General features: G+C 33.0%; 17 protein-coding genes. 8 read left to right on the top strand and 9 right to left on the bottom strand.

Annotation, left to right across the window (positions count from 1 at the left end; translation table 11 throughout):
* The first annotated feature begins 9 nt into the window (after positions 1–9).
* Positions 10–2,316 (top strand): hypothetical protein, encoded by a 2,307-nt coding sequence (locus IPZ78_RS07220; protein WP_225552330.1) that lies wholly within the window; start codon positions 10–12, stop codon positions 2,314–2,316.
* Positions 2,317–2,327: 11 nt separating this feature from the next.
* The gene (locus IPZ78_RS07215) at positions 2,328–4,895 is read left to right on the top strand and encodes a BamA/TamA family outer membrane protein (protein WP_225552329.1); all 2,568 of its coding nucleotides are present in this window, start codon (positions 2,328–2,330) and stop codon (positions 4,893–4,895) included.
* A 49-nt stretch (positions 4,896–4,944) separates the two neighbouring features.
* Here the strand turns inward: IPZ78_RS07215 and IPZ78_RS07210 are convergent, their stop codons facing one another.
* From IPZ78_RS07210 to IPZ78_RS07195, 4 genes are all read right to left on the bottom strand, one after another.
* The gene (locus tag IPZ78_RS07210) at positions 4,945–7,833 is read right to left on the bottom strand and encodes an exo-beta-1,4-galactosidase (RefSeq protein WP_225552328.1); all 2,889 of its coding nucleotides are present in this window, start codon (positions 7,831–7,833) and stop codon (positions 4,945–4,947) included.
* A gap of 174 nt (positions 7,834–8,007) precedes the next feature.
* On the bottom strand, positions 8,008–8,211 hold the full coding sequence (locus IPZ78_RS07205; protein WP_225552327.1) for a DUF6965 family protein: 204 nt from the start codon (positions 8,209–8,211) through the stop codon (positions 8,008–8,010).
* A gap of 24 nt (positions 8,212–8,235) precedes the next feature.
* A complete protein-coding gene (locus tag IPZ78_RS07200) occupies positions 8,236–10,617 on the bottom strand; it encodes an endonuclease MutS2 (RefSeq protein ID WP_225552326.1) in 2,382 nt (793 codons plus the stop codon).
* Positions 10,614–11,519 carry a DUF4296 domain-containing protein gene (locus tag IPZ78_RS07195; protein WP_225552325.1) on the bottom strand — a complete coding sequence of 302 codons (906 nt, stop codon included), beginning with the start codon at positions 11,517–11,519 and terminating at the stop codon, positions 10,614–10,616. The genes IPZ78_RS07200 and IPZ78_RS07195 overlap by 4 nt, the downstream gene beginning before the upstream one ends.
* A 90-nt stretch (positions 11,520–11,609) precedes the next feature.
* Between IPZ78_RS07195 and IPZ78_RS07190 the strand changes: the two genes are divergently transcribed.
* From IPZ78_RS07190 to IPZ78_RS07165, 6 genes are read left to right on the top strand one after another with little or no spacing between them, the layout of a single operon-like run.
* On the top strand, positions 11,610–12,299 hold the full coding sequence (locus IPZ78_RS07190) for a YggS family pyridoxal phosphate-dependent enzyme (protein WP_225552324.1): 690 nt from the start codon (positions 11,610–11,612) through the stop codon (positions 12,297–12,299).
* Between the two features lie 17 nt (positions 12,300–12,316).
* On the top strand, positions 12,317–13,117 hold the full coding sequence (locus tag IPZ78_RS07185) for a DUF3298 and DUF4163 domain-containing protein (protein ID WP_225552323.1): 801 nt from the start codon (positions 12,317–12,319) through the stop codon (positions 13,115–13,117).
* A 26-nt stretch (positions 13,118–13,143) separates the two neighbouring features.
* On the top strand, positions 13,144–14,412 hold the full coding sequence (locus IPZ78_RS07180; RefSeq protein WP_225552322.1) for an aspartate kinase: 1,269 nt from the start codon (positions 13,144–13,146) through the stop codon (positions 14,410–14,412).
* Entirely contained in the window at positions 14,405–15,589 is a 1,185-nt protein-coding gene (locus IPZ78_RS07175; protein WP_225552321.1) for a THUMP-like domain-containing protein, read from the top strand. The genes IPZ78_RS07180 and IPZ78_RS07175 overlap by 8 nt, the downstream gene beginning before the upstream one ends.
* Before the next feature lie 51 nt (positions 15,590–15,640).
* A complete protein-coding gene (locus IPZ78_RS07170; RefSeq protein WP_225552320.1) occupies positions 15,641–16,636 on the top strand; it encodes an LLM class flavin-dependent oxidoreductase in 996 nt (331 codons plus the stop codon).
* A gap of 6 nt (positions 16,637–16,642) precedes the next feature.
* On the top strand, positions 16,643–17,440 hold the full coding sequence (locus tag IPZ78_RS07165) for a hypothetical protein (RefSeq protein ID WP_225552319.1): 798 nt from the start codon (positions 16,643–16,645) through the stop codon (positions 17,438–17,440).
* A 68-nt stretch (positions 17,441–17,508) separates the two neighbouring features.
* On the opposite strand, the gene IPZ78_RS07160 is transcribed toward IPZ78_RS07165, so the two are convergent.
* The 5 genes from IPZ78_RS07160 to IPZ78_RS07140 form a co-directional block, all read right to left on the bottom strand.
* Positions 17,509–19,536: a tetratricopeptide repeat-containing sensor histidine kinase gene (locus IPZ78_RS07160; protein ID WP_225552318.1), complete on the bottom strand. Its 2,028-nt coding sequence runs from the start codon at positions 19,534–19,536 to the stop codon at positions 17,509–17,511.
* A 463-nt stretch (positions 19,537–19,999) separates the two neighbouring features.
* The gene (locus IPZ78_RS07155) at positions 20,000–20,632 is read right to left on the bottom strand and encodes a Crp/Fnr family transcriptional regulator (RefSeq protein ID WP_225552317.1); all 633 of its coding nucleotides are present in this window, start codon (positions 20,630–20,632) and stop codon (positions 20,000–20,002) included.
* A gap of 72 nt (positions 20,633–20,704) precedes the next feature.
* Complete coding sequence (locus tag IPZ78_RS07150; RefSeq protein ID WP_225552316.1) at positions 20,705–22,120, bottom strand: Gfo/Idh/MocA family oxidoreductase; 1,416 nt, start codon at positions 22,118–22,120, stop codon at positions 20,705–20,707.
* A 6-nt stretch (positions 22,121–22,126) separates the two neighbouring features.
* Positions 22,127–23,530 carry a 3-keto-disaccharide hydrolase gene (locus tag IPZ78_RS07145; protein WP_317197571.1) on the bottom strand — a complete coding sequence of 468 codons (1,404 nt, stop codon included), beginning with the start codon at positions 23,528–23,530 and terminating at the stop codon, positions 22,127–22,129.
* 40 nt (positions 23,531–23,570) lie between these two features.
* Positions 23,571–24,857, bottom strand: coding sequence for a Gfo/Idh/MocA family protein (locus IPZ78_RS07140; RefSeq protein WP_225552315.1), 1,287 nt, complete (start codon positions 24,855–24,857; stop codon positions 23,571–23,573).
* Positions 24,858–25,097 lie beyond the last annotated feature (240 nt).

The raw sequence follows: 25,097 nt of genomic DNA, 5'->3' as shown, positions 1-25,097 counted from the left end.
GAAAAATTAATGAATTCAAAGTCATTCAAAAATTCACAAATTAACCTCAATTTTTATTCTACAGATGTGCCTCAAATAACATCTTTTAGACCAATTATTGATAAAATTTCAGCACTAAAGGACGATGCTCCTTATGGCGCAAGGTTATTGGCTAACGAATTGTTAAAATTAATAAACCCGAATCATAATTTTGAGAAAGAATATGATGCTCAAGAATTGAAACCAATTTTTGAAATTATAGCAAATTTGTCTGGTGATCTCAAACTTTCACATGAAGAATATGTAGCTTTTGCATCTCCCATTCCTGACACGATAATTTACAGCACTGCAGCTTTTCAAAAATTACTTGATGGAGGTCTTGAAATATACGAGATTGAAACTGGTGAGGAGTGTTTCAATATCAAGAACAAGGTACTATACTACCTCATTCTCGAGAGGTTTTATAATATCAATAAATTAGATGCAGAGCTTATATTTGAGTCCAAAAATGACGGATTTTGTAAATACTATGAATTAAAAATTGATTTTACTTTTGTAGATATTGAATACGAGGGTAAATTACCACGATTGGATTTGACTAAAATAAAAGACAACAGACACGATTCGTACGACTTACTTAATGAAGCATTGTCATCTATTGACCTCACAAAATTTAAGTTTGAAGGATTCAGTATTTTGCGTTTTATTAATAGAGATAAGGATTTTCTAATTAGACGCATCCAAGATGTTGTGAAAAATATTAATTTAAAAAATAAAGAATCATTATCTAATGAAATAGATAATATATTTAAATCTATATTACGAAAGGAAGGTCTTTCATACTTTTTTTTACCCATTTTAGAATTAAGTGGATTTCCAATTACTGAAAATGAATACACCAAACAATCCATATTATTAGGTCAATACCTAAATTTTTCAAAAGCCTGTAATAACTGTAGTATTTACTCCTATTTGAGTAAACCAATTATTTGGTCATATGGAATTGAGAATGATTTAAATATTGATGATGAAGTTTTCATAGAAATTCTTCAATCCAGAAATATTACTAACTATTTAGGAATTCCACTTTTTTATCGAGAACGTTTTGTTGGATTTATTGAAATTTATTCTAATAGTGATAATTTCAATAAGAATGATGCACTAAAACTTAAGTCTTTTTTGCCCCATTTTGCGCAATTATCAAACGATTTTGTGGAATACTTAAAGAATCAATTGGACAAAATCATTCTAGAAAATTACACCTCAATTCAGCCTGCATTACAGTGGCGATTTAATGAGGTGGCAGTGTCATATCTTTCAAAAATCAATATTCCCGATGAAAATGTAATGTTGGATGAAATTGTTTTCAAAGATATATACCCAATCTATGGAGCTGTAGACATTAAAGATTCTACACGCATCCGCAATGCTACATACAAGCAAGTTATTATTCAACATTTGAAATATATTGACGATTTTTTAAATGTGGTATCGCAACAAGATCGTCTACAAAATATTGACATCTTCAAAGAAAATATTAGAAAAGTATTTAAATATATTAATGATAAGGGAATAGAAAAAAACATCGTAAATATTCGTACATTTTTAGAAAAAGAGGTATCGAAATTACTTGATGAAGTCCGAAATTCACATTTTATTGATAAAGAGTTGAGCCAAATCATACTTCAAATTGAAGAACATAATGCTCAAATTATTGAAACAGGTAATGATCCTTTTGAAAAATCTTTATCAACACTTACGAAAGCTATTAAACATGAATATGATGTATTGAACAACGAAATTCAACATATATTTCCTTGTTATTTTGAAACGTTCAGAACAGATGGTATAGAATACGACGGCTATATCGGACAATCAATTACCCCTACACAAACATTTAATATTACTGTCTTGCATGATGTACGAAAAAAGCAAATTTTGTCTATGATTCGTATTATCAAAAAAGCTAGAGAATTATCAGCTCAATTACCTATCCCACTGCGCACTACACAATTACTATTTGTTCATCCTGACAAAATAAGTATAAGTTTTCGTGAAGACGAAAAACGTTTTGATGTCGAAGGAGGTTATAACATCAGATATCAAATTATTAAAAAACGAATTGATAAAGCGTTGATTGAAAATTCAAGAGAAAGATTGGTTCAACCTGAAACTATAGCTATTGTATTTAGCAACGAAACTGTTTCAACAGATATATTGGATAATCTGAAGGAAATAGCTTTAATGGGACTCATTCATTATGATTTTGAATTTCATACGTTAGAAGAATTACAAGGTGTAAGCGAGCTAAGAGCGATACGAGTAAAAGTAATTTAACATAATTAATCATGAAGAACTATTTTATAACATACCTGCTTCTTTTCCTTATAGGATGCCTTAATACAGAATCAGCTAGTGCACAAAGTGCAGATAGCATTACGGCAATTATCGATTCAGCGTACGATAAAGTAGGTTCATTTCATAGGTTTTGGTTAGGTGATAGTTATCGCAATCTGTACAATACACCCGTAAAAATGCGTGTAATTAATTTATCTACTGAAAAGGGAGGATTGGAAGTTGTAAAACTTGGTGGTGGCATGCAAACGCAATCTTTACGACTTAAAGACCCCAACGAAAGAGAATGGGTTTTACGTTCTATTCAAAAATTCCCTGAACGTAGTCTTCCCCCAGCCCTACGCAAAACCATTGCAAAAGATATAGTTCAAGATCAAATATCGATTGCGCATCCGTTTGGTGCTTTGACAGTTCCTACATTCAATAGAGCATTGCAAATTCCACATGCTGTACCAGAGTTAGTCTATGTTAGAAATGATGAAAAATTGGGGGAATACAGAGAAATATTCAAGAATAGAGCTTACATTTTCGAACCACGTACCCCGGATGAAGATGAGAAAACGGATAATACAGCGAAAGTAATACGTAAGACATTAGAAGATAATGACGATCAAGTAAACCAAAAATTAACGTTGAAAGCACGTTTGTTAGATTTTGTTCTAGGAGATTGGGATCGACATGAGGATAACTGGCGTTGGTCACCTTATAAACAAGATGGTCAAACATCATATTCTCCCGTGCCTAGAGACAGGGATAAGGTTTACTATAAGACTTCAGGTGTATTCCCTACTCTTCTATCCTACCAATGGTTGAAAGCACATTTGCAACCTTTTGGTTCAACAATAAGGAATGTATCACATTGGAATTTTAATCAGCGATATTTTGATCGTTATTTTCTGAATCAATTAAATAAATCCGATTGGAATAAAGAAATTGATGATTTCCAACGTGTATTGACAGACTCTCTTATACACCAAGCCATGCTAGCCATGCCTGATACAATTGCTGCATTAAGTGCAGTAGATATAGAGAATAATATTCAAGCAAGACGAAATGAACTCAGCAAATCAGCAATTACTTACTACAATACATTAGCAAAAGTAGTAGATGTACCTCTTTCTGAGAAAAACGAGTTCATTTACATTAATATCAACAGCGACATAGAGGTGGAAGTTCGCAACAAGAAAAAAGATGGATCAGAAGGACGAAAGCTATACAAAAGAACTTTTTCACCATCTGAAACTAATGAAATCCGCATTTATGGAATTTCTGGTGAAGATGAATATAAATTGTCGGGTGATAAAAAATCAACAATTACAATCCGAATTATAGGCGGAGATGAGTCTGATAAATATACACATGAAGCAGGTTTTCCTAAGCAAAATAATATTACCATTTATGACTCAAAGTTACCATCATCCAATGCTATTAATTTAGGAAATACTGTTAAATACAATTTGGGAACAGACAGCTCTGTTCACAATTATGATTATTATAATTTTAACTACAATCGCAAAGGAGCCTTTGTAAATCTAAATTACGGTGTTGACCGAGGATTAATATTAGGATTAGGGTACTTGATCGAAAATCAAGGTTTTCGTAAATCCCCATTCGCCCAACAACACAAAGTTTCTGGAAGTTATTTGACAAATCGTCGATCTTTTCTATTTAATTATGAAGGAAAATTTATAGATCTTATAAAAGATCATGATTTAATTTTAGAAGCTAACTCACAGGGACCTCGCAATCAAAGTAACTTCTTTGGGTATGGAAATAATACAGAATTTGAATACCGAGATATTAGAGGTATAAAATATTATCGTAATAGATATGATCTTGTAGATGTAAATATTTTACTAGAAAAAAGCATAAATCCTTCATTGAAGATTTACTATGGCAATACATCACAATTCTACCATAGCAGTCGTAAAAACAATGGTGGTCACTTTTTTGAAAATTTTGATAAATCAAATCCTACTGAAGAGATTTATGGAAACAAATTTTTCACAGGAGCGGTTGTTGGATTGCTGTACGATAGTAGAGATAAAATAGATTTTGCTAAAAAAGGAATTTATTTTAAAACTAACCTAAACTGGCAAACTCAATTAGGGAATTCGAATAGACAATTCAGTTCTTTTGAAACAAGCTTTACAGTATACCAGTCAATCTTAGATAGCATTATTACCATTGCAAACAGGACTGGCTTAAATTCTGTATGGGGAAATCCATATTTCTATCAGCATGCTCGTATAGGCGGTGAAAGCAGTTTAAGAGGATACAATTCAAACCGATTCACTGGTAGAACAGCTGTTTACAATAATTTTGACACTAGAATTAAGCTTTTTTCATTTAATTCGTATCTTTTCCCTGCAACATTTGGTGTATTAGGCTTTTATGATATCGGTCGTGTGTGGCATGATGATGAAAAATCAAATAAATGGCATATGGGATATGGTGGCGGAATATATTTTGTCCCAGCAGAATTATTTACAATCCAAGCTGCGTTAGGATTTAGTAAAGAGGCTACCTTACCTTATATACGTATCGGTATGTCATTTTAGTAATATAAACAAGCATTACAAAATGTAATGCTTGTTTATATGTTATCTACTATTTTATTCTATTTTGATTGGAATTTGGTTTTAATTCGTCCGGACTATCTTTGGTATAATCAATAATTTTCATTCTAGATTCCTTGGTTAAAAGATCTTTAATAATATTAAATTCAATATGATCTTTTGGCGTAAAATCCTCTGAATTCATATATTGTATTATAGAATGGTAAAGTTGCCTTGAAGCAGGTCTATTTTCTATATCTGCACGGAGATCTCCACTACTTACAACAATCCTTCCTTTGCCTACTCTAGCTTCAAAAAGTAATCCCAACCTTCTACTAAAAAACCATGTATCGATTGGTTGAATAATTGGTCTAAATTCAACAGGGAAATCTTCTAAATTCATTACTTGAGACTTATGTTGGATATCCCACCATTGTAAGTCCGAATGATAGCTCGTCGGGAAATTTTCAAATGCTTTATGCTGGTTCTTTATCAACATTCCGGTCACATGTGGAGGTCGCATTTTGAACCATGAAGTATTCCAAAAAACAGGCAAAAAGTGCATTTCAACTTCCTTTCCCTTCATTACTTTACCTGATACATTCAAAAAAACTTTTCCTCCTTCATTAAGGATTTTTTCAGTTTTCTCATCTAAGGCATTAGTATAATACACAGATTTGTTTTCAACCCGCTGTTGCTCTGGATAAACCCAAAAGTTCCAATCATTTTTGAATTGTTTTACTGATACTTCTAGATTAAATTGGCTAGCCTTATTTATATTAGTTAAATCAACTTGAATTTTCCCTACTGGTATACCATTTGCTATCTCATAGTCCTTCCCATCAAATGTTCCCTTCTGAAAAATATTTTCATCCTTATCCTTAATCACCCAATCTATTTGAGTGTTACGAAGGGGCTCTTTTCCCGAATGAAATAAAGCAACATCGACAGATAGTTTTTCATTGGTTGTAAAAACAAATTTTGGAAATTTGGCTAAGGGAACAGTTTCATTTGTAAATTTAGTATATTCTTCAGCTGAGGTGTAGCCCTTTTCTTGCCAAAATGCATTCAACACACCTACCAACGCTGATCCTTGTCCCGGAAAATCTTGCAAGCCTAACAATTGAAAACCACTATACCTCGGAGTTCTCAGAATTCTCTCCACATCATGCTTATAAGCTAACGTTTGTAGTTTACCTGAAGCGAATAAAAAGTCTTTTGCCAGGTCAGCCATATGATTATCAGCTAAAATTTGTTGGAACATTTCCATATTTTTTGCTCTATATGCTCCAGTGTATTGCGATATTTCTTCGAAATTTGGAAATACACAATATTGACCATTCTCATGTGCAATAAAAGGTACTTGAAATGCATCCAAAGCAGCCGTAAAATCAGAATACGTTTCAGGCATTTTATTCCAAAGCAAACCACGTAATCCTCCACGTACTTGAAATTCAGCGTTGGGCACCACTGGCCAACTTCCACCAACGGACATACCTGTATATACTCTCCGAGAGTCCTTTTCTTTCCAAGAATCAACAAATTTATTTAAATAAGCAACTTGATTACCAGCTGGTTCATTGCCTGCCGAAAACATTACAAAAGAGGCATAATTGCCATATTGCTTTGCTATACGATTACTTTCATCGTATAGATATTGATCTACAGGTTGTCCCAATCCAATCTTAGGTCCATGATTTGGCCAACTTGGAGCTTCTGGCTGTAAAAAAAGTCCAACTAGATCTGCTGCAATGAAAGCAGCTTCTGGTGGACACCATGAATGAAATCGTACATGATTTAATCCATAGGATTTTACCTTTCTAAATATCCTTTCCCATTCATCAGCACGCATTGAAGGATACCCTGTTAATGGAAATTCACAATTATGTAATGTCCCCCTTAAAAAGACAGGTCTATTATTAATTAAAAATTGTGATCCATTGATTTTGAATTCACGCATTCCAAATTGTATTTCTCTACTATCCGATTCCCCATTGGAAGAAAGCAAAACATTCAATTTATATAAAGCAGGATCAAATTCGTCCCAAATGAGCATATCATTGCCCAGTGGTAAATCAATTTGTAATTCATTGCTTTCTGCTACCGAAATACTATGATGAATAGTATTTGGTTTATGCGTTTTACTCGAATTAAAACTTTGTGCCGTTAGCTTTAATTGACCCTTTAGATTGGTTTTTGTGCTATTAACCAGGCGCAATTTGACTATTGCTTTTTTATTAAGTAAATCAGGATATACTTGGACTTCATCAATATACACTTTTGACTTAGCTTGTAATGAAATCTCACCTATGATACCATTCCAATTTCCCTGTGTGTGATCTGAAATACTATGTGAATCTGGACCCACATTTATTTCTTTAATTTCATTGTCTACACGCAATGTAATCTTATTTTTCCCAGTCAATAAGTAGGTACTGATATCATAAATATGTGGTGCTACCAATGAATTTTGTAATCCAACCTCACGATTATTAATCCACAATCTGGTTTCAATATGCGTACGCTCTAAGTAAAGCTCTACACGTTTTTTAGTCCAAGCTTTGGGAATTATTATTTCTCTTTGATACCAAGCAGCTCCTACATAGTGCTTTACTGGGGTCAACCAAAACGGTATATGGATATTCCCTGGTTGTCTAAATTTTTCCAACGCTGGATTAAAGTAAAAAGAACTGTCATAAATGGAACCTGTCCATTTTGTTTTTAATGTTACATCATCTCCCTTATGTTGTTCGGCCATAGATCCAGGCAACATAATTTCATCATTTAATTTTTTTTCAAACCATCTTTCACGAATTCCTACATTTTCACGGTCAATTTGAAATTGCCATTTGCCTTCCAGCGATTTTATTTCCTGAGCTAAAATAATATCAGACGTAAAAAAACATAAAAATAGAATAAGTACCCAAAATAAGTTCTTCATAAAGATTTAATAGATGTATTCATAATTGGTCTAACCATTGTAGATCAGCCAAATTTAAGTTGATTATAATTTGTAAATAAAAGTAGCCAAAAAATAATGGAATAGAAATTTTTGACCAAAACAAAAGCACTACATTTGGATGTAGTGCTTTTGTTTTATTTTATTTAGATATACTTAGTTCTGATGTAATGCGCCTCTAAACCTCATTAATCTTACATACCCCGGACATTTAGTGATGTCTCTTTGCCATTGATCTACTTCAATAAATTGTACTTTTAGAAATAATGCCACATCGACTACGATCTGATCATCGCTAATCTGCACCTGCTCCGGAAATGTTTTACCTAACAGTTCTTCTTTCAACTCTTCTATTGTCACTATAATATCCTCCTTAGTGTAATTTTAACCAATATATGCGTATGTAATACCATCTCCCCCACGATCTGCATGTTCATCTTCAAAACGACTTACATGATTATATTTACGTAGATAATCTCGTATAAATTTACGAAGTATCCCATCACCTTTACCATGAATAATCTTTAAGGACGGATATCCTATCATGACAGCGCGATCCAACACCAGCTCTATCTTTTGTAGGGCATCTTCGGTACGCATACCTCGTACATCCAACTCGGGATAAAAATCGGCTGCAGATTCCGTGGCTATGCTACTAATACGTTTTTTAGCAGCTGACTTTTCTTTACTTCTTAGTTTCGTAACCCTATTGCGTTTTAACACAGTACGTAATTCACCTAAAGCAACAATTAAGGTGTTACTTTTCGTGATTTCCAAAATTTCACCCTCTGAACCTGAATCCTCAATACGTACCCAATCTCCAACCTCTAACTCTGGAGTCACATTTGAAACAACAGGTTTATTATTTTTAGCATCCTTCTCTAAAGACTTACTATGCTTATCCAGAGATTGATTAAGTTTAGAACGAATCTCTTTAGTTTTATCCTTATCGGCCTTGACTGTTTTTATTTCAGAAATCGTATTTTCAATAAGCTTATTCGCATCTTTCAAAATCAGTTTAGCTTCCTCTTTTGCGTTACGTATAATCTCTCTCTTATTATTTTCCAAATCTGAATTAAGCTTTTCATATTTCGATTTAAGCTCCACCAATTCACGCTCGCGCTTGCCAATAACATACTTAGTGTCTACAATTTCCTTTTTATCTCGTTCCAAATCCACCAACATCGTATCCACTTTTTTCTGTTGAACACCAATTTTCAGCTTTGCATACTCTAAAATATCCTTTGACAACCCAATTTTTTGAGCAATCTCGAAAGCATAAGAACTACCTGGTTTGCCAATTTGTAATATGTATAAGGGCTGCATCTTTTGATTGTCAAACAACATCGATGCATTTTCAACACCAGCTGTATGATTAGCAAACAATTTCAAATTAGAATAATGAGTCGTAATCACACCTCTAACTTGCTTTGTATTCAATTGTTCAAGAACAGCTTCAGCTATAGGACCTCCAAATTGTGGGTCAGTACCTGTACCAAATTCATCAATAATAACCAAAGTGCGTGCATTGGCAAAGGTTGTAAAATGCTTCATTTTAGACAAATGAGCTGAATACGTACTTAAATCACTTTCAATTGACTGATCGTCACCTATATCTGCAAAAATCTGTTTAAAAATACCTACAGATGAACTTTCGTCTGCTGGAATTAAGACTCCAGATTGAACCATAAGTTGCAAAAGTCCTACCGTCTTCATACAAACGGATTTCCCTCCCGCATTTGGACCAGAAACTAAAATGATTCGATCAGTCGCATCAATCTTAATATTCAATGGAACTATTTCGTTCTTATCTCGTAAAGAATTCAAATACAAAATAGGGTGTCTTGCCTGAACTAAATTGACACTCGCTTCTTTATCCAAAATAGGCATATTAGCCTGCAAATCAATTGCAAATAAAGCTTTAGCACGTACGAAATCCAACTTAGTAATTAATCCATGATACGACAACAGAAGCGGCACATGCGGACGTATTTCGGAAGTCAATTCCGTAAGAATACGTACAACTTCTCTCCTACGGTCAAATTCTAAATCGCGAACTTTATTGTTGAGATGAAAAACTTCTTCTGGTTCTACATAAGCCGTTTGTCCTGTAGCAGATTCATCGTGAATTAATCCCTTAAGCTTTCTTTTATTTTCTGCCAAAATTGGGATACAAAAACGTCCATCACGTATCGTCAAGCCTCCGTCTGCAGTCCAGCCATTTGCTTGAGCTTGTTTGAACACTGAATCCAACCGTTTACGCGCTTCCTGTTCAGATTTAATAATTTCGTTAGTAATGGCTTCTAATAGACGTGATGCATTATTTTTTAATTTACCACGATCATCCAAAACCTTTTCAATTGAACGAATTATTGATTTTTCAATTGGCAAATGTTCAAATAATAGCTCGAGATGTGCATATTGACCTTCACGATCGTTAAAATACCTAATGATATTAAATACCGTTCGTAATGCTAATAGCATTCTATATAATTCATCCTCTGACAAAAATGAACCTTCTAATTTCGCTTTATCGGCTAGTGGCTTAATGGGATAAATATGATCAACAGGCAGAGGCTCATCATGCTGTAGCAGCTGTTTAAACTCATGTGTTTGACGTAAGAAGCGATCGATTTGATCCACTTTAATCTGAGGTTGTATTTTTTCAACCATCAAACGTCCAGCTTCACTTAAACATTTCTCTTTGATTAAATCTCTTATTTCCGTGAATCCTAGTTTATCTATTGCATTTTGAGGATATATCATCGAGGCAATTCTCTAGTTACTGGTTTAACCATTTGATTATTTCTTAACCTATTTTCTGGCTTCTGGATAACATTCTGAATACTATCTACAGTAGGTAAACTATCAGAAGTGGTATCTCTACCCAAAATTGTATCTTGAGAATCTACCGTTCTATCCAGTAAAATTGCTTTATTGATATTTTGCGGAGGCGTAGAATAGATATTATTATATGGTTGTATAATTCTGAGTTTATTTAAAAAACGTTCGCTATTAAATTTAAATTGATCAATTACAATTGATTTTTGCATTGCAGTATCAATATAAACAAATGGCGATTTAAAATTACGTGCAAAATTCGCAATACTATCTTTATCCAACATACGCAAATCAGGCATTGGAGACAAATTAAAATAATTATTCGCCAAGTCTAAATTCGTGTTATTCAAGACTCTCCTAGTATACTCATAATAGTTTTTATATCCCGTATCAGAAGAATTATAATACCTTAGATTTTCTATACGGCTATATAAGCGTTGTAAGTAATTTACACGATTAAGACTATCATTTTGTTTAACCATACGAATAGAGTCATCAATTTGAAATTCTCGATCGTAAATACCCAAATTGGCACCAACAACCGTATAAATTTTTTCAGTCAAATTGGGATCACCGAAATAGTAATCCAAATTTTTCACAAAAGATGCCGAATCCAGTCCAAAATCTTTAAAAATCTTGCCATACAAAACTGGCATGACACGCTTAGCACTATCCGAGGGTAATGTATTGAGATAACCATCCACAATTGCGACTTCAGTTAAGACCTTGGAAATCTTATCTTCAGACACTACGCCATTTGGTTTTGACTTGGCGCAAGAAAGAATCAAAAAAAACGATATAAATATGCTGTATATTAACCTTTGCATTGCTTAAATTTGTACAAATTTACGAAATGATACTCTTCTAAACAGTACATCTAGTAAAATAATATTTTATCTTCTAAATTAGATTTTATAATGAGTATTGCAATAAATATTGAAGAATTACAGAATGAGTTAAGACCTGTTGGGGTGACTCTAGTCGCTGTTTCAAAAACCAAACCCATAGAAGATATCCAAGAAGTATACAATGCTGGCCAACGTATTTTTGGAGAAAATATGGTTCAAGAATTAGTTGATAAATATGAGAAACTGCCAAATGATATTCAATGGCATTTAATTGGACATCTCCAGACTAATAAAGTAAAATATATTGCACCTTTCATTTCAATGATTGAATCTGTAGATTCTTTAAAAGTTTTGAAAGAAATTAATAAGCATGCAGTAAAGCACGATCGAGTTATAGACTGTTTATTACAGATTTTTATTGCAGATGAGGATACAAAATTTGGTTTAGATCACGTCGAACTGATCGAATTGCTAGAAAGTGAAGAGTTTGGACAGCTTAACAATATCCGTATTCGTGGATTGATGGGGATTGCAAGCAATACAGATAATGAAAGGGTAATTAAAGAAGAGTTTTACGAATTGAAAATGCTTTTTGATGGTATAAAAGTTAGTTACTTCCGTAAAGTGGACACCTTTGACACACTATCTATGGGAATGTCTTCTGACTATAAGGTTGCTATTGAACAAGGAAGTAATATGATCCGTTTAGGGAGTACCGTATTTGGTAAACGCGTAATTAAGCATTTCAAGGCAAAATAAAGCCCTCTTCATTAATCATGATTAAGCTATTATCTCTTTTTACAATTATTCTATTCAGTTCGTGTTATAATGAAGTAAAAAAAACTCATTATCCTGAACATAAGTCTGCCACAACAGTAGACACTATCCAATACACTTATAATGTACATAAGAATATTAGTTCATATGTAGTAGAGAATGAAGGTAAGTTAGACACAGCTTATTATCAGATTACTTACCCAATATTTGATGACATCAACTTTAATCAGCTAGTTAACCCTTATATATTAATTGATGGTGAAGAATCATTTGAGACCGCAGCAGAGTCTTTTATTTTGGGATATAACGAGTTCGTTGAAGAATCTAGTACTAATAATATCAGTTATCCGTGGTATAAAGATGTAAAATGTGAAATATTGACAAATACTTCATTATTTGTTACTTTGGCAACAGCAGTGGACGAATATACTGGTGGTGCACACGGAAATCATTATACTATACTATCTAATATTGATATAAAGAATAAAAAAAGGATAGCGATAAAAGATATTATTCAAGATAATAAACTTGATCAACTGACTAAGATTGCGGAAACACAATTCAGAGAAAATGAAAAAATACCTGATTCAATATCATTAGATAAGGATTTCTTTTTTGAAAATGGTATTTTTGCGATAAATGATAATTTTGGACTAACCAAAACTAGTTTAATAATATACTTTAACGAATACGAAATCAGACCTTATGCAGAAGGACCTACATTGTTAGAAATTCCTTATACCGATGTCAAGAATATCTTGAATCCACTAGGACAAGACTATGTAAATAGCATTATGTAATCTGATAATTAACACTAAATCTATACATGCAAGTATTTAAGTTTGGCGGTGCATCTGTAAAGAATGCTGAAAATATTAAGAATGTAGCATCTATCGTATCTACATATAATTCCACAGAATTACTAGTCGTTGTCTCGGCTGTCAATAAGTCCACCAACAAGCTTGAACAAGTTGTAGAATCTTTTTTTCACCAAAAGGGTGACTATTTTGGATATTTGAACGAGGTCAAAAATGAACATCATCAGATTTTAGAAATTCTTTTTGAAAATCATTCTCACCCAATTTTTGATGATATTACAAATTCTTTTGTTGAAGTTGAATGGATACTTGAAGAAGAACCTCAAGATGCTTTCGATTATTTATATGACCAAATTGTTTCTTTGGGTGAATTACTATCCTCAAAAATTATTGCAGCATATCTTAATCACATTGGAATAAAAACTAAATGGATTGATGCTAGAGACTACATTCACACAGATAATACCTATCGTGAAGCAAAAGTTGATTGGATATTGACAGAAAATAAAATCCGTCGTGATTTACCCGAAATATTAGACGAATATATAATAATAACACAAGGATTTATTGGTTCAACATCTGAAAATTTCACCACGACATTGGGTCGTGAAGGTTCTGATTACTCTGCAGCAATATTTGCATCATGCTTAAATGCTAATGACATTACAATTTGGAAGGATGTACCTGGTGTTCTTAATGCTGACCCTAAATGGTTTGCTGAAACAGAATTGATTCCGGAGCTCTCTTATACTGATGCTATTGAATTAACGTATTACGGAGCAACTGTCATCCACCCTAAAACGATAAAACCTCTTCAGAATAAAAAAATCACGTTGAATGTAAGATCATTCATTAATCCAGAAAAAGCTGGTACGGTAATACGAACTACAAACCAGACATTGCCTGTTCCATCATTTATATTTAAGGTTGACCAAGTATTTATCAATATTCAACCGCGTGACTTTTCATTTATTGTTGAAGATAATTTATCTTATATTTTTAACCTATTACATGAGCATCGTATAAAAATTAATATGATGCATAATAGTGCTATTAGTTTTGCTATTAGTATAGATAATACAGGGATGAATATTGACTCACTACTCAATGACTTGGAAAAGCGTTTTAAGGTCAATGTCGAAAAGGGTCTTGAACTGATCACAATAAGATACTATAATCAACAAACTATTGATCGTGTATTAGTAAATAAAGAAATTATTCGCGAACTTAAGGATCAATATACATGTCAAATATTGGTTAAAAATTTGAATGAATAAAAGTGTATTAAACAAAGAGGTTCAGGAGTTTATCTTAACTAACAGAAAGTTAGCACCGTCATCTATTGCATTCAAAAAAAGTCCATTTGAGGATGTATCATCCTCCGAATTAGCGGCTCAAATTGATGGATGGCAGCGTGCGTGTAAAAAACTACCAACCTGGGCCTTTTCTCCAAATATATATTACCCAGACAAAATTAATTTAGAACAATGTTCCTCTGAGCATACAGCTATCATCAAACAATCATTAATACGCAAAGGAAGTAAAGTCGTTGATGTCACAGGAGGTTTCAGCGTAGATAGTTGTTACATCGCCCAAGAGGCTCAAATTGTTATACATTGTGAATTGAACGAAAAACTATCAAAGATCGTCAAATATAATGCTGAGCAATTAGGTGTTCATAATCTTGTGACAATACATACAGACGGCGTCAAATATGTAGAAAAACAAGAGAATAATTCATTGGATTACATCTATATTGATCCTTCTCGACGAGTTAATCATGCAAAAGTTTTTTTGCTAGAAGATTGTGAGCCTAATATTGTTCGATTGCAGGACATGTTCTTTCAAAAGTCTAGGTATATTCTCTGCAAGCTCTCTCCACTTATGGACATCAATTCGGCTTTACAAAAGTTGAAACATGTTAAATTCTTATACGTGATAAGTGTGGATGGTGATTGCAAAGAACTATTGTTTTTACAGGATCGAACCTTCGAGGGCGAACTTAAAATTACAGCTATACGCCTATTTTCGGATCAAGTGCAAAATATATCCTTTACCCTTGATAATGAAAAATCAACACTGATCAAGACATCAGAACCATTAAAATATTTGTATGATCCCGACGTAGCTGTAACCAAAGCTGGTGCTTTTAAAAGTGTTGCCAAAGTCTTTGGTTTATTCAAATTACATACTCATACCCATCTATATACTTCCGAAAAATTAGTGGAAGATTTTCCTGGTCGAAATTTTTTGATCCAAAATGTATATTCATTGAGTGAATTTAAAAAGTTGAATACATTTACTAAAGCTAATGTAGCCACTAAAAATTTCCCAATTAAAGTAGATGATATCCGTAAAAAATTCAAAATCAAAGATGGAGGATCTGACTTTCTTTACTTCGTAACAGATTACGCAGATAATCATATTGTCATACATTGTTCAAAAATAGTATAAAAGACAATCACCTTACAATCTTCTATTCTATTCCTAGTATATTTAACTACGATGAATACACTTAAGATATCCGCTTTAGAATTAGCTACAGTTTGTAAAAACAGCAATCCTTCAGAAGCGATTAAACGTGCTGTAGAAGGAGCTCAACATATAGAAAAATTAGGTTACGAAAGATTGTGGTTTGCCGAACACCACAATATGCCTCACATTGCCAGTTCTGCTACCTCAGTCTTAATTGGTCATATCGCTGGTAAAACAAATACAATCCGTGTAGGATCAGGCGGAATAATGTTACCAAATCATACACCTTTGGTAATTGCTGAACAGTTTGGTACACTAGAAAGTATTTATCCAGGACGTATTGATTTGGGCTTGGGTCGTGCCCCTGGGACAGATCAAGTCACTGCTATGGCATTGCGCCGCAACAATCTAAATACCTCTTTTTACTTCAAGGATGACATTTTGGAATTACAAAAGTACCTTGATGAAAACAATGTAGATGCTAAAGTCCGGGCTTTTCCTGGTGAAGGTTTGGATATCCCTATTTATATATTGGGTTCAAGTACAGATAGCGCTTATTTAGCCGCTGAGTTAGGTTTACCTTATGCTTTTGCAGCTCACTTTGCACCTGCTATGCTTAAACAAGCTTCTGAAATTTATCACGAAAAATTTCAATCATCTCAGGCTTTATCACAGCCATATTTTATAATATGTGTAAATATTGTAGCTGGAGATACGATAGAGGAAGCACAATTCCTTTCGACAAGCCTATTTAATATGTTTGCTGGCATCTTAACAAATTTGCGTAAACCACTATCTCCTCCCACTGAAAAACCAATTTATGATGGTATTGTAGAAATTGAACAAGCTGTACAAAGTATGGTGAGCTGTACTTTCATTGGGACAGAAACGGAAATTCGCACTGATGTAATGGCTTTCGCAGAGGAATATAAGGCGGATGAAATTATGACAACAAATTATATCTTTGATAATCAAAAGCGCTTAAATTCTTTTGATATAATTGCGAATGCTTTGATTAATAAATAAAATATTATGAAGAACTTCATATCAACTTTTTTGTTCACTAGTTTAATTTTATTTGGCTGTAATAACAGTAAAAACAAAGTTAAAATAGACGAGAAGGATACCGTGTCAATTGAAAATGTTTCAATTATTCCTGATTCAATTATTCCTGATTCAATTATTACAATTGATACAATAGCAAAAATCGACATTATTGAAGATGCCTTGCTATTCCCATCTAGTTATAGAATGGTAGAGCATACAGAGCTAAAAACTATAGTTACATCTAAAAGTTGGAAGGAAATTTCACTTAACAATAGAAATTATCAAATTAATAAAGCTGACTTTATACTTTCTGAAATAGGTAAAGATGAATGTTCTGGAATGATGACTCAAGGTATTAAAAGTGCAAATAATGCCATTCTTTTCTTTTCAATACCTCAAATTACTGATGGAAAATTAGATACAGTTGCCTTATCCATTAACAGCATTACACCAGATAAACCATTCGAATTTGAGTTTAACGATAAAAAATTCAAATTAAAAGCTTCTGGAATAGATTTTAATAATGATAGTGGAGTATTAAATGCTAAAAATGAATATATTTTAAAACTCTATTCGGAACATTATCCCAAAGGTTTTACACTTATACATCAAAATGAGTACAACGATACGTCAACTAAGCTTGTGATGATTACTGATTTAGACAAGGATGGGTATCCTGATTTTATCTTCTCTAGCCCTCGGCACTATGAGGAAGAACGATATTTAATAATATTATCATCTAATAAGACCACTTATGAAGGAATTAGAGTATTTGATTGTTAATTCATTTCAAATACTGTGCTGTTGTATAAATATCTCTAATTAGGATCTTTTTCAATCAAATATTATTTTTACATCTTTGAATGCCTCGGAAAACAAGTAATGTAGATAGATGTTCCATTATTTTTCTCAGACTCTATTTTTATTGTTCCATTTAAGCTTTGTGCTCTTGAATATAGGCTTCTTAGTCCCAGTCCCCCCTTGTTTTTTGCTTCAGCGACATGCATCCCCTCACCATCATCTTCCATCGATATATATACCATTCCCTTTTCATGATCAGTTTGAATCTGCACTAATGCACGTCTTGCATTAGCATGCTTGACTATATTATGTAATACTTCTTGAATGATGCGATATAATGTGATTTCATCCTCGATGATAATATTTGTTGGAACACTTATTAATTGCAAATCAATTTTGAAATTGTCGGTTTGTATTTTTTTACAGTATTGTTTGATCGCTTCCAATAATCCGAATTTTTCAACAATCAAAGGAGTTAGGTTATACACAATACGATTGAGTTCTTGCTTTGTCTCATCGATGTACTCTAGCACCCTATCTATATGAATTTTATCATCAGATTTAAGATTAATTGATTCTTGGTAATTATACAATGCAATTTTTATGGAGGATAGAAATCCACCAACACTGTCGTGCAAATCTGTAGCTATCCTGTTGCGTTCTCTATCTTCTATTTCTTTAAGGAGCTTCATCTCGTCTATTACACGATTATTTTTCTCCTCTTCAAGTTTAGCTTCCAATAAAGCATATTCTTGGCTAGCAAGAATTTTATTTTTCTTTTGAGCTTTTATGACAAGTATTAGTACAAATAGCAATAGGGCAATAAGTACAGCTAATCCAATAATGAAAATTCTATTTCTATCCCTTGTAATTTCTGCTCTGTCATTGCTAATCTTCAATTTTTCTATTTCAGCGACCTTCTCATTATAATTCATATTATAACTGAGTTCTTCAGTATACAATTGCTGGTTTTTTGCTTTTTCTTCATTATAAAAATTCAGCAACTCATCATATGTTTCAAATACTTTTTGGGGTTGATTACTTAGCTTATATGCATTGATTAAATTTAAAAGTATATAGCTCCTAAAATTTTCATTATCATAAGATTTATACCGATCTAAAACGTCTCTAAATATAGTAATTGCAGGTGCGTAATTTTTTTGTAGTTCATAGATTCTTCCCTTAATGTATTGACTCATCATCAACTCAGAAGAATCCTTTACGGATAGTGCTATATTTGCCGACTCTTGCACTAGTTGAAAAGCTTTAACATAATTACGGCTATACCCCTCTGTTAAAGCTTTCAGACTCTTTATTCTAGCTTCATATAACTGATGTATTTCTTTTCTCTTGATTCTATCTGCCAAATTCACATATTTTGATATACTATCTATTTCGTTTTTTTTTAGATAAAGAGATGCAATAATAGTTTCTGAAACTCCAGCAAAATTAGGATGCCAATTAAAATCTGATTCTACAAAAATTCCCTTATACAAGTGGTTTAAAGCTTTATCCAAATTATTGAACTGATAATAGATCCCCCCTAACCTGAAGTTGTGGTGCCGTATTACCTGTTTATTTTTTGTTTTTAGAATGAGTGGATGTATATCTACATAGGCTTTTAGACTTGTATTATGATGCCCTAAAGAGGCATATGCGTTAGCTAAATTGCTACTCAATAATATAACTTTTTCTATTGCTTCGGGCTCATCATTATCCCCTATATACTCAATTGCACTTTTTGCTATACGGATGCATTTGTCAACATCTGTCTCTAAGAAACAAATAGCATAGGTATTCATTGTATTTGCGTAGAAGACGGTATCAACCATATGGATTGGATTATTTAATATATTTTTTTCAATATATTTTATAACATATGGCTTATTAGTAGTATAATTTTTATTTAATAAATCTGTAACATAGATTCTTGTTTTAGAATAATCTTTCTCATTTTTAATAACGAGTAAAATAGAATCATTAAAGTTTACTAAATCTTTAGAAATAGGATTACTATAGCAAATAAAAGAGAATACAAAAATTAAAAACGTTCCAAGAATCGTTTTTTTGAATTTCATAGATGGAATAGATTAAATAGAATTACTACTAATATAATACTTTTTATTACTGAAATAAATTAATGTTTGTAATTAAATAGTGTTATATAGCTTTATTCTCCCTATAAAATCTCCTTTTTATAGACTAGCCATTATACAACATGATTATAAAAATTATGCTGTAATTTAACTTTTTATTCCACCCCTAGATTGTTTCATCATTTACTAAAAGAAGAAAGCGAAAGCACAAAAGCTACTACTTTCTTGATAATCAAAAATCATCAAGAAAAAGTATGCATATATCCACTGCTATCATCATTTAATTAGTAAGTACGCTATTTAAACTATTCACAATTCATCCTAAGTCCTGTAGGTTTAGAGTTTAAATAATATCTTCAGAAGATTTCATCGGAATACACTTTGTCCAATTATTTATAGACAAAAGGAAAAGGCTTTACAATAATGCAAAGCCTTTTCCTTTTGTCTATTTAAGTAATATCTCTATACTGTTGCGATAGAGCTTAATTCGCCCATCCTTTTCCAACGCCTTTAACAATCGTGATACTACCACACGTGAAGTATTCAATTCTTTAGCAATATCATGATGTGTTTTATATATTATTGTACTATTTTCAATTTTGCTCTTTTCGAATAAATAATTTAAGACACGATCATTCATATTCATAAATGCTATTGTATCTACGGCATTCAGCAGTTCATTAAAGCGACTATTATAACTGTCAAATACAAATGTCATCCAGCTTTTATATTTCCCCATCCACTCTGACATTTTGTGGACAGGAATCATCAAAATAACACCTGAAATTTCTCCAATCGCACGTATTTCACTTTGTTTTCTACCCAAACAACACGTCATAGACATTGCACAAGTATCTCCCCGTTCAAGATAGTAAAGTAACAATTCTCCACCATCATAATCTTCTCTCATAACTTTAATCGCACCAGATAATAGCAATGGCATTGTTTTGATATATTGATTGTAATCAATCATTATATCACCATCCTTAAATTCAACAACTTTAGCTACCTGAATAATTTCAGCTAAAAGCTCTTCCTCAAATATTTCACCATATGTTTTAATCAATAATTCTTCCATAACATGAATAACTAGTGCTATACAAATATAACTTTAAATAAGTCGTTGCTATGTAACACTAGTTACATATGTTTATACCTTATAGTACTGTTCCCAGCCTTTAGTAGGTGGTGGCCCAATTAAAAGAGAATTAGCAAATTGGTTATTAGTAATTTCCTTTTTCTTGGAATCAAAATCAAACTGTGTATTAAGTCGTTGAGCGATCACACCTAAACAGAAAACTTGACTCAATGGCCCAGCAATAGAAAATGGTGATCTTGTTTTTTCTTGTCCTTTACAAGCTAATAAAAAGTTTTTGAAATGATTAGATGGTGTTGCTGATACTACAGGTAGTCGAGAAGCTAAAGCTATAGCTTTTTCCTCTGGAATAATTTGCAATGTACTCGCATGAGAACCTCCTTTGAAAATAAGATCTTTACTGTAGATAATTTTCCCTGGGTTTAATTTTACTGGTTGTAATTGTCCCGTACTAGGAGGTGGAATGTTTGGGTCTAATCCTGACACTCCGTAACCTTCTGGAATTGGGGGTAAATTATCCAAACCATCATACCAATTAATGTCCATCGCGGGATGACCTTTACGTTTAGCAAATTTAAATTTTAATGTAGATGACATTGGAAAGAAAAATGAGTTATGCCCATCTAACTTTATTGCTTCAACACGATGAGGTAAACCTAATTCCAAAAACTCATGTGCTGTATCTAAAATATGAGCTCCCCAATCACCTAAAGCACCCATACCGAAATCATACCAACAGCGCCATTGCCCATTTACAAAATCCTTATTATACATATGTCCATTGGTATGCATTTGCCAAAGATCCCAATCTATTGTTCCTGGGATATTCTCAGGATTAGGAAAATTTTTCATATTAATATCCCATGAATGCCACCTACGGGGCATATTCATATGGGCATCGATCCGAGTTACATCCTTTATGATTCCTTTTTCCTCCCATGCTTTAAATTGGAAATAATTAGCTTCCGAATGCCCCTGATTGCCCATTTGGGTTACTACTTTACTGAATTTTTCAGCCTTTTGCATTAATAATTCATTCTCGTAAAATGTATGTGCCATTGGTTTTTCAACATAAACATGTTTTCCTAAATCCATGGCCATCATGGTCATTGCAAAATGTGCAAAATCTGGAGTCCCAATAGATACAGCATCAATTTCATTAGCCATAGCATCAAACATTTTTCTGAAATCTTGAAAACGCTTCGCATTAGGAAACATTTTCAAGATTTCTTCAGTATGCTTTGCTCCCATATCAACATCACACAAGGCGACTATATTACATAGACCTGTTTTGTATAAGTCTTTTATAATATCTGCTCCTCTATACCCGATACCAATGCAAGCTAAATTCACCCTTTCGTTGGCTCCTGCAAAATTGATACTTCCTAATAAGCTATTTGATAAGAAGAGACCACCTCCTGCTAAAGCAGTTTTCGCAATAAAACTACGTCTTGAGATATAATGTTTCATTTTGATTTAGTTTAGTTTTTTAATTTTTATGCTACGAAAAGAAACCTCATCTCCATGATCTTGCAGTAAGATATGTCCCTTTGAAGCTAATCCAAAATTATCCCAATCTTTATATTTACTTATGGCTACTAAATCATTAAACTCTTTAGAACCTCTGACAAAAGTTAACATCTTTATTCCGTTCAAATAATATGTAACAGTATTGTCCTTTGTGACAACAATACGTCCTCTATTCCATTCTCCAATTGGTCTTCTAGCTCTATTGTCGCGATTTGAAGTCATTAAATCATATAAAGAGGCTAGCGTACGATTACCGTCTCTACCTGCCTTTGCGTCCGGGTGTTTGATATCATCTAGTAATTGATATTCTAAACCAATCGCAGAACCTTGAGTTTTCTCTTTTAATGTTACAAAATATTTTACACCACTATTTGCAGCTTCTGTAAGTTTAAATTCAAAAGAAAAGTCAAATGCATCATACTCATTTTTTGTAATAATATCACCCCCATTGGTAGATTCACCTCCATCTGATTTTAAAACTTTAATTATACCATCTTTAACCTGCCAACCCTTCGTTGGAAAATTACTGTGGTACACGCTTCTCCAATTTGCATTAGTTTTACCATCAAATAATAATTCTAATCCTGAACTCTTTTCTTGAGAGTTTAATTGATTAGGCGTAAGGTTTACCACGTATACATCAGTAGGAAAAGATTTAGGCGTTAAATTAGTGGTTTGTATTTTTATGTTTTTAAAATATACTTTCTTCCCATCCAAATCAGCAGGAATACTATGAACTTGCAAGCCTATAAACCCTTTTAAATCTACAGTATCAACCAAATAAGAGACAGGTACATTGTTAATCCAAGTTTTTAGTTCATGACCTATAGATTCAATCCTAACGTGATTGTATGCCTCGGATTTGTATGCACTTTTTGCTTTTTCATTCAAGTCTAAAGGATAGAGCCAATTACGGCGTGCCTCATCATAAATTCCACCAGTCCAAGCTCGCGAAGTTGGGTCTACCTCCACTTGACGCCCATACACTCTGCCCTTTCCATTATTTGCACTCTGATCAAACTGGCTACGTACTTGAATACCCGAATTCGTTCTATCTCCTTCTAATTTGATGTCCAATTCCAAGATGAAATCACCATAATCTTTTTCTGTTACCAAAAAAGAATTGGGTGTCCCTTTCGTCATCGTACCTACTATAGCACCATTCTCCACTATATATGGTGCCTTCCCTCCCAATGTCTTCCATCCTTTAAGTGTCTTGCCATCAAATAAATTTATCCAATCTTTCGATGTTTTTTTTTGTGCTATAGCATTATTCATATTGAACAAACAAGTACTTGCAATTAATATGGAGCTACATAATGATTTTATTGGCATAGAATATTCTTTCATTTTATATTATTGTATTAATTTCTATAAATCTTATTAAATTTTACACTTGTGGAATACTATATCCATTATGATAAGCAGCAGCGAGGTATTTGTTAGACGCTTCGTCTTTAAATCTTTTCGTTGTTTGATCCCAATATATTTTTTGACCTGTTCGATACGCTATATTCCCCATTTGAGATACGATAGCGACATGACTACCAGCTTCAATAGGAGTTGCAACTAAAGATTTGTCTTTTTTCAATATAGCCTGAACAAAATTTTGCATGTGCCTTTCAAGTCCATTATCAACTGATTTTTGGAATGAAACAGCTTCCATTTTTTTGCCATCAGGAATGACTTCCCATCCTCCTCTATTTACTACTAATGTTCCATTATTGCCTATGAAAGCAACACCGTGATCTCTATTATATGGGCCTGAAGCTATACCTAATGCATGTTCCCATTGAATATTAAAATCATCAAATTCATACATCGCTGTTAAGGTATCTGGTGTTTCTGCCGCAGTATTTGGATCTGCAAATACACCTCCTGAAGCTACTATCGATTTCGGAAATTTTGCTTTCATACCAATTAATGCAAAATCAAGGAGATGAACCCCCCAATCTGTCATTAATCCCCCTGCATAATCCCAAAACCATCTAAACTCAAAATGAAATCTATTTGGATTAAAATTCCTTTTTTGTGCTGGACCTAACCATTTATCATAATTAACTCCCGCTGGTACAGGTGCGTCAGCGACTTTTATAATAGGATCTTTCCAGCCAACATAGGACCATGCTTTAGCTAATCTAATTTTACCCAATTTGCCAGAGTGAACAAAATCCATAGCATCTTTAAAATGCTGTTGACTACGCTGCCATTGTCCGACCTGTACAATACTATTAGATTTTGCTGCTGCTGACACCATTACCTCACATTCACGTATTGAATTACCTATAGGTTTTTCAATATAAACATGTTTACCTGCTTTTACAGCATCGACAAACTGAATACAATGCCAATGATCTGGCGTGGCAATGATGACCACATCAACTATATCATCGCTTAATAATTTTCTATGATCATCGTATATTTTAACATTAATATTTCTTTTTTCTAATTCAGATTTTCTCCTATTCAAAACATTCGAATCCACATCACATAGTGCTGTACAAACGACATTCTCAACCTTTAACAAATCATTCAAATTAGCCCACCCCATTCCATTAACACCTATCAATCCCACTCTAATTTTTCGCTGAACAAAAGTTGATGCTATTATAGGATTATATAACGCAGTAGATGCGGCAAGTATGGCACTTGCCTTAAAAAAGTTTTTCCGGTTCATAACAAAAGTTTATATCAAGCAATTTAATTAAACCTGATGAATTATGCTAAAATATATAATATTAGCAACCAATATGTTACAGACTGCTTCCTTTTAGGCTTTACAATGTGTTTTATTAAAAACTTTTTTATAGCTCCTATGTTATATTTCTAGACTTGATAACGAAAACTGTGGCACTAACTAAAAAAAAAGAGCATAAATTAGATAAAACAGCAATAATTACCTCAAACTCATACTTAA

The sequence above is a fragment of the Sphingobacterium bovistauri genome (genome assembly GCF_020295405.1).
GTDB classification, from domain to species: domain Bacteria; phylum Bacteroidota; class Bacteroidia; order Sphingobacteriales; family Sphingobacteriaceae; genus Sphingobacterium; species Sphingobacterium bovistauri.
This window is presented reverse-complemented; position numbering and strand designations above follow the sequence as displayed.